Consider the following 12,140-nt stretch of genomic DNA (forward strand, 5'->3'; position numbering starts at 1 on the left):
GATGTCATGCCGGAGGCACGACGGCCCACCCGGAGGGCCTACAGGCCCTACAGGCCCAGCGAGCGCTTCACGAAGTCGACCTGGAGCAGCAGCAGGTTCTCCGCGACCTCCTCCTGGGGCGTCATGTGGGTGACGCCCGACAGCGGGAGCACGGTGTGCGGGCGCCCGGCGGCGAGCAGCGCCGAGGAGAGCCGCAGGGTGTGGGCGGCCACCACGTTGTCGTCGGCGAGGCCGTGGATGATCATCAGCGGGCGCTCGAGACCGGCCGCGTACTTGTTCAGCGAGTTGGCCTCGTACACCTCGGGCCGCTCGGCCGGGTGGCCCAGGTAGCGCTCGGTGTAGTGGGTGTCGTACAGCTCCCAGTCGGTCACCGGCGCCCCGGCGACCCCCACGTGGAACACGTCGGGGCGGCGCAGCACGGCGAGGGCGGCGAGGTAGCCGCCGTACGACCAGCCGCGGATCGCGACCCGGTCGAGGTCCAGCGGGAATTCGTCGGCGAGTGCCCGCAGGGCCTCCACCTGGTCGTCCAGGGTGGCGCCGGCGAAGTCGAAGGCGATGGACTTCTCCCAGGCCGGTCCGCGCCCGGGGGTGCCGCGCCCGTCGGCGACGACCACCGCGAAGCCCTGGTCGGCGAACCACTGCGAGTTGAGGTGCGGGTTGTGCGCCTGGACGACGCGCTGGCCGTGCGGGCCGCCGTACGGGTCCATCAGGACGGGCAGCAGGCCGTCGCGCTCGCGGTCGTAGCCGGTGGGCAGGAAGACGGCGGCCGGGATGCGGCGCTCGCCGGCGAAGCGGAACACCGGGCGGGCGGTGATGACCGGGGTCTCGGCGTACGAGGCGACGGTGGCGACGTCGTCGACCACCACCCCCTCCGGCAGGTCGCGGGCGACCTGCACCAGCGTGCCGGGCAGGTCGGGCTCGGCGGTGGCCCGGACGGTGATCCCGCCGGCGTGCACCGCGCTGGTGACGGAGGTGAACGGGCGGCCGTTGGCGGACTCCCAGGCCAGGTCCTTGCCGTCGTGGCTGATCCGGCCGACGGCGATCCAGCCGGGCTCGGGGTCGGTCTCCCCGACGCCGCCGGAGGCGCTGAAGAACACCTCCCGCGCGGTGACCGCGACCACCGACCGGACGTGCAGGTCGGCCCCGGTGACGGCCCGGTCGCCGACCACCAGCGCCCGCACCCCGCCGTGGTCGGAGATCCGGACCAGCTTGCCGTCCGGGGTCCAGGCCGGCACGCCCGGGAAGGCCTCCAGCCAGGCTTCCTCGCGCTCCTCGAACAGCACCTCGGTGGCGCCGGTGGTCACGTCCAGGCCGAGGATCCGCTGGGCGCGCTGGTCGCGGGACTGGACGAGCAGCAGCGGCACGCCGCCCTCGGACCAGTGCACCCGGGCCAGGTACGGGAAGGCCTCGTGGTCCCAGGCCACCTCGGTGCGCCCGCCGTGCAGGTCGAGCACCCAGAGGCCGACCTCGGCGTTGGCGGTGCCGGCCGCCGGGTAGGCCACCTCGGCGGGCTCGCGGTCCGGGTTGGCCGGGTCGGCGATCCACCAGCGGCGCACCGGGCTGTCGTCGGCGCGCTCGGCCAGCAGCCGCTCGCCGTCCGGGGACCACCAGAAGCCGCGGTCGCGGTCGATCTCCTCCTGGGCGATGAACTCGGCCTGGCCCCAGGTGACGTTCGGGCCGTCCGGCTCGGCGAGCGCCCGGTCGCCGCCGCCGTCGGTGCGGGTCAGCCGCAGTTCGCCGGCGGTGTTGGCGTAGGCGACGTGGGCGCCGTCCGGGGACAGCCGCGGGTCCAGCAGCGGGCCGACGGCGGGCAGTTCGGCGGTGCCGCCGGTGGCCAGGTCGGCGATGAACAGCCGGCCGGACAGCGCGAAGGCGGCCCGGGTGCCGTCGGCGTCCAGGGCGTAGCCGACGATGCCGGCCGAGCCCTCCCGGCTGCGCTCGCGGCGCGCCTTCTCGGCCGGCGAGAGGTCCTCCTCGCCGCCGTCGAGCAGCACGGCCGGGTCGGCGGCGATCCGCTCCTCGCCGGTGGCGGTGTCGAGGGTCCAGAGCAGGTTGGCCCGGCCGCCGCCCGAGCCGGAGCGGAGGAAGACGACCCGCGAGCCGTCCGGTACGACGGAGAAGGAGCGGGGGGCGCCGACGGTGTAGCGCTGGGTCCGCGCGTACTGCCGGGGGAAGGTGTCCGCAGGGGTGTGGGAGGTCATGGCACCAGACCCTACGACGGCCGACTCCCACTGCCGGGTGACTGACGATCACTCGTTCGGAGCATCACCCCCGAGGATGCCCCAAAGGGCGCCATACCCCCTCCGACCGGCCCATGCGCCCCACGAGTGCCCCGATGCCCCGGCGCGCGCGGACTCACTGAATGTAATGCTCCCCTTACCCATCGGGTATGACTGATCAGGACGGGTGATCGTCGGGCCCCGTCCCGGGCCCGGGTCACCCGACCCCGGTTCCCGTACGGTCCCACCGCCGCCCTCCCCAGGGGCCGGCACCCGAGAAGGGGTATGAGCCCACATGGCCATGAACATCTCCGCAGCCGTGCTGATGCTCGTCATCGTGGTGGTGATGATCCGCCGCTCCGGCCTCAAGCTGTCGCACGCCATCGTCTGCGCGCTGCTCGGCTTCTACCTGGCGTCCAGCTCGATCGCGCCGTCGATCAGCCAGGTCACCAGCAACCTCGCCGGAATGATCAACGGCCTGAAGCTCTGACCCCTGCGGGCCGGTGGTTAGGCTTCCTCCCATGACCGCGACTACCGGCCGCCGCCTCCTCCTGGTGCACGCCCATCCCGACGACGAGTCGATCGGCAACGGCGCCACCATGGCCAGGTACACCGCCGAGGGCGCCCGGGTGACGCTGGTGACCTGCACCCTCGGCGAGGGCGGCGAGGTGATCCCGCCCGGGCTCGCCCACCTGACGGCCGATCGGGACGACACCCTCGGCGCCCACCGGATCGGCGAGCTGACCGGGGCCATGCACGCCCTCGGCGTCACCGACTTCCGCTTCCTCGGCGGGCCGGGGCGCTACCGCGACTCCGGGATGATGGGCGTGCCCGAGAACGACGCCCCAAGCTGCTTCTGGCGGGCGGACGTGGACGAGGCGGCGGACCACCTGGTCGCCGTGGTCCGCGAGGTGCGGCCGCAGGTGCTGGTCACGTACGACGAGAACGGCGGCTACGGGCACCCGGACCACATCCAGGCGCACCGGGTCGCGATGCGCGCCTACGAGCTGGCCGCCGACCCGGCGCACCGCCCCGAGCTGGGCGCCGCCTGGCGGATCGCCAAGGTGTACTGGAACCGGATGCCCCGCACGGTGCTCGACGCCGGGCTCGCCGCGACCGCCGCCGAGGCGTCGTTCCCGGGCGTCGCCCAGCCCGCCGACGTCCCCGGGGTGGTGGCCGACGAGGTGGTCACCACCGTGCTGGACGGCACCGGGTACGCCGCGGCCAAGGCCGCCGCGCTGACCGCGCACGCCACCCAGATCACCGTGGCCGGCGCCTCCTTCGCGCTCTCCAACCACCTCGGCCAGCCGCTGTTCGCCACCGAGTACTACCAGTTGGTGCGCGGCCAGGCCGGGCCGGAACGGCCCGAGCGCGACCTCTTCGCGGGCCTCGACACCGACGCCGCGGGCCCGGCGACCGACCCGACGGGCCGGGCAGCCGACCCGATCCCGAGCGAGGGGACCGCCCGATGACCGCGCCCGCCGCCAAGCCGAAGAGCCGCTCGATCGCGGTGGCCGTCCTCGGTACCCGCGAGGAGCGGCTGGCCGAGCCCCAACCCCCGCGCGCCGCCCGGATCGCGGCGTATGTCCTGTTCTTCCTGCTGGGCATCGCGGTGTCGGTCTGCGGATCCTTTGTGCAGGCCCTGTGGCCGCCCGTGGGAGTTCTGCTGGCGCTCGCCGCCACCGCCGCGACCTTCTACGCCGGACTGCGGGTCACCGGCACCCGGCTGGGCGCCGCGCTGCCCGCGGGCGGCTGGTTCCTGGCGATGCTGCTGATGATGGTGCCGCGGCCGGAGGGCGACAACGTGCTGTGGTCCAACGCCACATCGCTGGCCTGGCTGTTCGTCGGCTCGATCCTGGGCGTGATCTGCGCCACCCTGCCCACCCGCACCAGCTGGTTCCCCGGCGTGCCCAACCCCCCTCGCTGAACCGGGCGGGCGGCCGCGTACGGTAGCGCGCACAACGCGCAGTCAGGACCACTCCGCCGTACTCTCATACCGGAGGAACCGGACGTATCAGGATCTGTCCGAAGCCGTTCACCGCTCAGTTCTTCCCAGTATGGTGGTCCCGCAGTACGTCGTACCCGACCGCCGTTTGCCCCAGGCCCGGCGACCACGAACCGCGGTCGCGCCGCACGGCCCGCCCGCGAACCCGGAGCAGAGCAGCATTGAGCAGCCGCGAATCTGACAACGCCAACCCGACGCCCCGGCGCACGGGCCCGGACGCCTACCCGTCGGGCACGCCGCCCTACGGCACCCCGGCGGGCCCCGGCGGCGACCGGGCCGCGGTCGGCGCCGACACCGGGTCGGGCGGCGAGGACGACGGCCCGAAGACCGAGACCACCCTGACCACCCGGGTGCGGATCAACATCCCCGGCTCGCGCCCGATCCCGCCGGTCGTGGTCCGCAGCCCCGTCAGGAACGAGACCGCCCGCGGCGATGACGGCCAGGCCGACCCGGCGCCGTCCGCCGAGCCCGGCGGCCCGCGGCACCGCTCCGCGCCCGCCTCGCCCGTCCTCGGCGTGATGGACGGCGGCGCCGGCTCGGCCACCCCGCCGAACCTGCCGCCGGAGTGGCAGATCCCGCCGATCCCGCCGGCGACCTCGGAGGCCGAGTCCACCGGTGCGTGGTTCCGGCCGCGGCAGAAGAAGGGCCCGGCCACCGAGCCCGCCCCGGCCACCGTGTCGGTCGGCGCCCCGAGCGCGCCGGAGGTCCCGGCCGGGCCCGGCACCGCCGCCGAGGCCCGTCCGCAGGCCGCCCCGAACGGTGCCCGCCCGGCTCCGGCCGGCGGTGCCGCGCGGGCGAACGGCCGTCCGCTGCCCGCCCAGGGCAAGGCCCCGCACCAGGGCGCCGCACCCACCCCGGCCGCCCCCGCCTCGCCGTACGGCGCCGGGGCCCCGGACGGGGAGCCCGGGGTGTACGAGGCCGCCGACCCGTTCGCGCCGGTCGGCGACCCGTTCGCGCCGACCGGCCCCGAGGGCGGTGCGCCCGGCCGACGCGACCAGCGCGGCCCGCGCGGCGGACGTCCGCAGCAGCCGGCGCCGCAGCAGGGCGGGCTGCCGCAGCGCAACCCCCAGCAGGGCCTCCAGCAGGGCGGCTTCCAGCAGGGCGGGCTGCAGCAGGGCGGCTTCCCGTCGGCCGAGCCCAACCCGGAGGACACCTCGGTGGACGGCTTCGCGCCGATCCGCGAGCACGCCCAGCCCCCGGCCGCCATACCCGGCCTGGACCGCAACGGCACCCCGCACGGCGCCGACGGCCGCCCGCAGCCGGGCCTGTTCGCCTCGGCCCCGACCGGCACCGACCCGTTCGCCACCCAGCGCCCGGCCGCCCCCGGCCAGGACCCCTTCGCCACCCCGGCGGGCCCGGGCGGGCTCTTCCCGGGCGCGCCCCAGCCGGCCCCGCAGCCCGCCCCGGGCGGCCCCCGGAAGGCCCGCCGCGACCCCGAGGCCACCGAGGTCACCCCGCTGCCGGCCCCCGGCCCCCAGGCCGCGCCGGGCGACCCCGGCTCCGCCGCCCCGTTCCTCCCCGGCGCCGTCCCCGGGCCCGCTCCCTCGACCGGCCCCGCGCCCGCCAAGGACAAGCCCGCGCCGGCCGCCCCGGCCAAGGCGAAGGCCAAGCGCGGCGGCGCGAAGAAGCTGGTCAAGCTCGGCGTCTACGCCGTCGGCGGGGTGTTCTTCCTCGGTGCGGCCGCGTACGGCACCGGCCTGATGCTCAACCAGTCCGACATCCCCAGGGGCACCGTGGTGCTCGGCACGGACATCGGCGGCAACGGCCGCGACCAGGCGATCCACGCGCTGGACGCCTCGGTCGGCAAGGCCGGGCAGCAGCCGCTCAAGCTCAAGATCGGCGACCAGAGCGTCGACCTCGACCCGACGGTCGCCGGGCTGAGCTTCGACACCACGGCCACCGTGGACGGCCTGGCCGCGCACAGCTACAACCCGGTCGACGTGATCAAGTCGATCCAGGGCGGCAACAAGGCCGTCGCCCCGGAGGTCCGGGTCGACCGCGCCAAGCTCAAGGCCGCGCTGGACTCGCTGGCGGCCGGCTCGGGCCAGGGCCTGCAGGAGGGCTACGTCAAGTTCGCCGACAACGGCGACCCGGTCGTGGTCCCCGGCAAGGCCGGCCAGGCGGTGGACACCAACGCCGCACTGGACGTGATCGAACAGGCCTACCGCGACCGCGCCGCCGGCAAGCCCGACCAGCCGATCGCCCTGGCCGTCACGGCCGCCCAGCCCAAGGTCTCCACCCAGGCCCTACAGGCCGCGGCGGACAGCCTGGGCAAGCAGGTGACCAACGGGAAGATCCACCTCGTGGCCGGCGCCAAGACCTGGGACTTCGGCCCGAAGACCGCCGCCAAGGCGCTCACCCTGGTCCCGGACGCCTCCGGCAAGATCACCCCCAAGTGGGACCTCGACGCGCTGAACTCGCAGCTCAACGGCGCGTTCGACAAGGTGAAGGCCAAGAAGAACGGCCAGACCGCCGCGATCACCCCGCAGGACGTCGCGGACGCCGTCACCTCGCTGTTCGACAAGACCGGCGACAAGGACCGCACCTTCAAGTTCACCGTCGCCTGACACCGGACACCGGACGCCCGGCCCCGGACGGCAACGCCGTCCGGGGCCGTCCGCCGACGAACCGGGCGCGCACGAGGGGCGGGGCCGCCGCATCGCCCGGATGCGGCGGCCCCGCCCCTCGACAACTCCCCCTCCCGGTCAGCAAGATGTGACGCCACACCATCCGTCACAGTCACCCCGGGAGCCACGCCGATGGGCCGCCGCCGCCTCCAGCACCACCGGACGGCGCTGCTCGCCGGTCTCACCGTCCTGACCCTCTCCCTCGCGCTCTGCTCCTGCTCCTCCGGGCAGGACGCCCCCGCCCCGGACGCCCTGCCGGGCGCCACCGGGATACCCAAGCTGACCTCGGTCGACATCAACGCCCACGACCGCGCCCAGCTGCGCCAGGGCGGCACCCTGAACCTGGCGATCACCCAGTTCTCCCACCAGTGGTCGCCGATCCAGACCGACGGCAGCGAGTCCTCGACCATCGCGGTCAGCAAGCCGCTGCTGCCGACCTTCTTCCGCTCGGACGCGGCCGGCACCCAGACCGTCAACCCGGCCTACCTCCAGGAGGCCCACGCCGAGGTCAGGGACGGCCACCAGGTGGTCATCTGGACGCTCAACCCCAAGGCCCACTGGTCCGACGGCACCCCGATCACCTGGCGCGACATCGAGGCCGACTGGCACGCCCTGAACGGCAAGGACCCGGCCTACCGCCCCTCCAGCAGCTCCGGCTTCGAGCTGGTCACCTCGGTCGAGCGGGGCAAGGACGACTTCCAGGCCGTGATGACCTTCGACCGGCCGTTCTCCGAGTGGCAGTCGATGTTCAACGGCGCCGCCAACGCCCCGCTGCTGCCCGCGAGCAAGGTCGCCACCCCGGACCTGTTCAACTCGGCCTACCTGGACGCCATCCCGCTCACCGCCGGCCCCTTCAAGGTCGAACGGCTGGACCCGGCCGCACAGACCGTCACCCTGGTCGCCGACCCGACCTGGTGGGGCGACAAGCCGATGCTGGACCGGATCGTCTTCCACGCCCTGCTGCCCGACGCGACCCGCACCGCCTTCGCCAAGGGCGAGATCGACCTCCTCAACAGCGGCCCGGACCTGGCCGGCTACCAGGTCATCAAGAACACCAAGGGCGCCGCGGTGCGCCGGGCCGGCGGACCGGACTTCCGGCAGCTCACCCTGAACGCCCGCAGCTCCCTGCTCTCCGACGCGACCGTCCGCCAGGCCGTCTTCCAGGCGATCAACCGGGACGCCCTGATCCGCTCCGACCTCAACGGCCTGGACTGGCCCGCCGTCCCGCTCAACAACCACCTGCTGGTCGCCAACCAGAACGGCTACCGCGACAACTCCCTGGGCCTGTCCCGCTTCGACCCGGCCGAGGCCGCCCGCAAGCTGGACGCGGCGGGCTGGAAGGTCGACGGCGACGTGCGCAAGAAGGACGGCCACGAGCTGAACCTGCGGATGGTCGTGCCCGCCGGGGTCGACGTGGCCCAGAACGAGACGGCCTCCGTGTCGAAGATGCTCAAGGACGTCGGCATCAAGGTCACCCCGGTGACCGCCACCCCCAGCGAGTTCTTCACCAAGTACGTCTACCGCCACGACTTCGACCTCGCCGTCTACGCGCTGATCGGCACCCCGTTCCCGGCCAGCGGCAGCCGCGCCACCTTCGTCCAGAACAGCGCCGCCAACCGGTCCGGCGCGGGCAGCTCCGCAGTGGACGCCGCGCTCGACCAGGCGGCCGCCGCGGCCGACGCCGGCACCGCCTCCGAGGCGATCAACCAGGCCGACGGCGAGCTCTGGAAGGTGGCCGGGATCCTGCCGCTCTACCAGCGCCCCCAGCTGTACGGCGCCCGCGCCGACCTCGCCAACATCGGCGCCCAGGGCCTGTCCGACATCGTCTGGGAGAACGTCGGCTTCACCAAGTAGCGCCCCGGCGCAGACCGGCCGGCCCATGGTGCGCGGTCTCAGCCGTGCAGGGTCTCCCGCCAGTAGTGGCAGGCGCTGCGGCGGCCCGGCAGCTCGGCCCCGTCCTCGTCCGCCACCGGCACCAGCGCCGGGAGTTCGGTCAGGCAGCGGTCCTGCACCCGGTCGCAGCGGGGGTTGAACGCGCAGCCCTCCGGGATGCGCAGCAGGCTGGGCGGCAGGCCCTTGATGGCGTGCAGGTCCTGGCCCTTCTGGTCCAGCCGCGGGATGGAGGCCAGCAGTCCCCGGGTGTACGGGTGGGCCGGGCGCGCGTACAGCTGGTGCACGGGGGCGGTCTCGACGATCCGGCCCGCGTACATCACCGCGATCTTGTCGGCCACGTCGGCGACCACGCCGAGGTCGTGGGTGATCAGGATCAGGCCCATGTTGAACTCGGCCTGGAGCTCGGCCAGCAGGTCCATCACCTGGGCCTGGACGGTGACGTCCAGGGCGGTGGTGGGCTCGTCGGCGATGATCAGGTCGGGCTCCAGGGAGAGCGCCATGGCGATCATGATGCGCTGGCGCATGCCGCCGGAGAACTGGTGCGGGTAGTCGCCGACCCGCTGCTTGGCGGCGGGGATGCGCACCCGGTCCATCAGCTCGACGGCCTTGGTCTTCGCCTCGGCCCGCGAGAGCCCCTGGTGCTCCCGGAACATCTCGCCGAGCTGGTAGCCCACGCTGAGCACCGGGTTGAGGGCGGACAGCGCGTCCTGGAAGATCATCGCGATCTGCCGGCCCCGGACCGTCCGGCGGTGCCTGGGGCTCATGGTCAGCAGGTCCTCGCCCCGGAACAGGATCCGCCCCGAGGTGATCCGGCCGGGCGGCACGTCCAGGATGCCCATGATCGCCTGCGCCGTCACCGACTTGCCGGAGCCGGACTCGCCCAGCACCGCCAGCGTCTCCCCCGCCGCGACCGAGTAGCTCACCCCGTTGACGGCCTTGGCGACGCCGTCCCGGGTGTGGAACTCGATGTGCAGGTCCTCGACTTCCAGCAACGGGGTCCCGGGCACCAGGTTCTCCCGTCCGCCGCCGACCACCTCGACCGCATCCATCCGGGCAGCCCTCCTCAGCGCAGCCGCGACCATCGACAGGCGCAGTGCAACTATCAAGGAACGGGAGGCACTTGGGGAGTGCGCGGCAGATCTCGGTTCCATCACGGCGAAGGGCGCGCCCTCGGTACGAGGACGCGCCCTGGGGTGCGCGGGTCAGTCCGTACCCTGCTCGGGCCCCCGCTCCGCCGCGCTCTGCCCGATCTCGCGCTCCGCCGCGCTCTGCCCGATCTCGCGCTCCGCCGCGAAATGACAGGCCGAGTCGTGGACCGCCAGTCCGCCCAGCCAGGTCGGCGGCGCCAGCAGCGGCACCTCCACCTCGCAGCGCTGCTGTGCCTTCCAGCAGCGGGTGCGGAAGCGGCACCCCGAGGGCGGGTTGGCCGGCGAGGGCACGTCCCCGGTGAGCACGATCCGGTCCCGGGTCTCGCGCGCCGTCGGGTCCGGCACCGGCACCGCGGAGAGCAGCGCCTGGGTGTACGGGTGGGTGGCGTGGTCGTAGATCTCCAGGTCGCTGCCGAGCTCGACCATCTTCCCGAGGTACATCACCCCCACCCGGTCCGAGATGTGCCGGACGATGGAGAGGTCGTGGGCGATGAACATGTACGACAGGTTGAACTCGCCCTGCAGCTGCGCCAGCAGGTTGATCACCTGCGCCTGGACGGACACGTCCAGCGCGGAGACCGGCTCGTCGCAGATGATGATCTCCGGCTTGAGCGCCAACCCCCGGGCGATGCCGATGCGTTGGCGCTGGCCGCCGGAGAACTGGTGCGGGTACCGGTTGATGTACTCCGGGTTGAGCCCGACCACGTCCAGCAGGTCCTGGACGGCCTTGCGGCGGTCGCCCTTGGGCGCCACCTCGGGGTGGATCTCGTACGGCTCGCCGATGATGTCGCCGACCGTCATCCGCGGGTTCAGCGAGGTGTACGGGTCCTGGAAGACCATCTGGATGTTGCGCCGGACGGCCTTCAGCGCGGCCCCGGACAGCCGGGAGATCTCCTCCCCCTTGTAGCGGACGGACCCTCCGGTGGCCGGCTCCAGGTTCATCAGCACCTTGGCCAGCGTGGACTTCCCGCAGCCGGACTCGCCGACGATGCCGAGCGTCTCGCCCTGCATCAGGTCGAAGCTGACCCCGTCCACCGCCTTGACCGCGCCGACCTGCTTCCGGAACAGCACGCCCTTGGTCAGCGGGAAGTGCTTGACCAGGTCCCGGACCTCCAGGATCGGCTCGCCGCGCGGCACCGGCCGCTCGAAGGCGACCTCCTCCGGCACCACCACGCCCATCGCGCTGGCCCCGTCACCGGTCATGGAGGGTCTCCTTCCAGAAGAAGCAGGCGCTGCCGCGCCCCTCCAGCGGGGTGCCGTCGTCCTCGGCGACCGGGAACAGCTCCGGCACCTCGGCCCGGCAGACGTCCTGCGCCCGGGGGCAGCGCGGGTTGAAGGCGCAGCCCGGGGGGATCCGCAGCAGGTTGGGCGGCAGGCCCTTGATGGCGTAGAGCTCCTGGCCCTTCTGGTCCAGCCGGGGGATGGAGTCCAGCAGGCCGCGGGTGTACGGGTGCGCGGGCCGGGCGTACAGCTCGTGCACGGGCGCCGTCTCGACGATCCGGCCCGCGTACATCACCGCGATCTTGTCCGCGACGTCGGCGACCACGCCGAGGTCGTGGGTGATCAGGATGAGCCCCATGTGGTACTCGGCCTGGAGTTCCGCGAGCAGGTCCATCACCTGGGCCTGCACTGTCACGTCCAGGGCGGTGGTGGGCTCGTCGGCGATGATCAGGTCCGGTTCCAGGGCCAGCGCCATGGCGATCATGATGCGCTGGCGCATGCCGCCGGAGAACTGGTGGGGGTAGTCGTTCACCCGCTGCTTGGCGGCGGGGATGCGCACCCGTTCCATCAGTTCGACGGCCTTGGCCTTCGCCTCGGCGCGGGAGGTGCCCTGGTGCGCCCGGAACATCTCGCCGAGCTGGTAGCCCACGCTGAGCACCGGGTTGAGGGCGGAGAGCGCGTCCTGGAAGATCATCGCGATCTTCCGGCCGCGGATCCTGCGCCGCTCCTCCTTGCCCATCTTGAGCATGTCCTGGCCGCGGAAGCGGATCTCCCCGCGCGGGATCCGGGCCGGCGGCATGTCCAGGATGCCCATGATCGCCTGGGCGGTCACCGACTTCCCGGAGCCGGACTCGCCCAGCACCGCCAGCGTCTCCCCGGCCCGGACGCTGTAGTCGACCCCGTTGACGGCCTTGGCGACGCCGTCCCGGGTGACGAACTCGACGTGCAGGTCCCGTACGTCGAGCAGCGGCCCCTCGTAGGGCGTCTTCCGGTCCTGCCCGGTGGTGTCCACCGCAGTACTCACGAT

The 12,140-nt window shown here is 73.5% G+C and carries 9 protein-coding genes; 5 read left to right on the forward strand and 4 right to left on the reverse strand.

The annotated features are described in order from the left end of the window. Nucleotides 1-47: 47 nt before the first annotated feature. The gene (locus ACFVXG_RS06635; protein WP_387924971.1) at nucleotides 48-2,201 is read right to left on the reverse strand and encodes a prolyl oligopeptidase family serine peptidase; all 2,154 of its coding nucleotides are present in this window, start codon (nucleotides 2,199-2,201) and stop codon (nucleotides 48-50) included. 313 nt (nucleotides 2,202-2,514) lie between these two features. On the opposite strand from ACFVXG_RS06635, the gene ACFVXG_RS06640 reads away from it, so the two are divergent. From ACFVXG_RS06640 to ACFVXG_RS06660, 5 genes are all read left to right on the forward strand, one after another. Then, complete coding sequence (locus tag ACFVXG_RS06640; RefSeq protein ID WP_380401919.1) at nucleotides 2,515-2,709, forward strand: DUF2304 family protein; 195 nt, start codon at nucleotides 2,515-2,517, stop codon at nucleotides 2,707-2,709. A 31-nt stretch (nucleotides 2,710-2,740) separates the two neighbouring features. Beyond that, nucleotides 2,741-3,691, forward strand: coding sequence for an N-acetyl-1-D-myo-inositol-2-amino-2-deoxy-alpha-D-glucopyranoside deacetylase (gene mshB / locus ACFVXG_RS06645; protein ID WP_387924973.1), 951 nt, complete (start codon nucleotides 2,741-2,743; stop codon nucleotides 3,689-3,691). Then, complete coding sequence (locus tag ACFVXG_RS06650) at nucleotides 3,688-4,146, forward strand: DUF6113 family protein (protein ID WP_387924975.1); 459 nt, start codon at nucleotides 3,688-3,690, stop codon at nucleotides 4,144-4,146. The genes mshB and ACFVXG_RS06650 overlap by 4 nt, the downstream gene beginning before the upstream one ends. Before the next feature lie 239 nt (nucleotides 4,147-4,385). After that, nucleotides 4,386-6,791, forward strand: a complete 2,406-nt coding sequence (locus tag ACFVXG_RS06655) for a peptidoglycan binding domain-containing protein (protein ID WP_387924977.1) — start codon at nucleotides 4,386-4,388, stop codon at nucleotides 6,789-6,791. 192 nt (nucleotides 6,792-6,983) lie between these two features. Further along, on the forward strand, nucleotides 6,984-8,705 hold the full coding sequence (locus ACFVXG_RS06660; protein WP_387924979.1) for an ABC transporter family substrate-binding protein: 1,722 nt from the start codon (nucleotides 6,984-6,986) through the stop codon (nucleotides 8,703-8,705). A 38-nt stretch (nucleotides 8,706-8,743) separates the two neighbouring features. Here ACFVXG_RS06660 and ACFVXG_RS06665 read toward each other — a convergent pair whose 3' ends face one another. From ACFVXG_RS06665 to ACFVXG_RS06675, 3 genes are all read right to left on the reverse strand, one after another. Beyond that, nucleotides 8,744-9,793, reverse strand: a complete 1,050-nt coding sequence (locus ACFVXG_RS06665) for an ABC transporter ATP-binding protein (RefSeq protein ID WP_387924981.1) — start codon at nucleotides 9,791-9,793, stop codon at nucleotides 8,744-8,746. A 153-nt stretch (nucleotides 9,794-9,946) separates the two neighbouring features. Next, the gene (locus ACFVXG_RS06670; protein WP_387925740.1) at nucleotides 9,947-11,071 is read right to left on the reverse strand and encodes an ABC transporter ATP-binding protein; all 1,125 of its coding nucleotides are present in this window, start codon (nucleotides 11,069-11,071) and stop codon (nucleotides 9,947-9,949) included. A gap of 13 nt (nucleotides 11,072-11,084) precedes the next feature. Then, the gene (locus tag ACFVXG_RS06675; protein WP_387924983.1) at nucleotides 11,085-12,137 is read right to left on the reverse strand and encodes an ABC transporter ATP-binding protein; all 1,053 of its coding nucleotides are present in this window, start codon (nucleotides 12,135-12,137) and stop codon (nucleotides 11,085-11,087) included. Nucleotides 12,138-12,140: the final 3 nt, after the last annotated feature.

It is taken from the genome of Kitasatospora sp. NPDC058162 (assembly GCF_042884005.1).
GTDB lineage: Bacteria > Actinomycetota > Actinomycetes > Streptomycetales > Streptomycetaceae > Kitasatospora.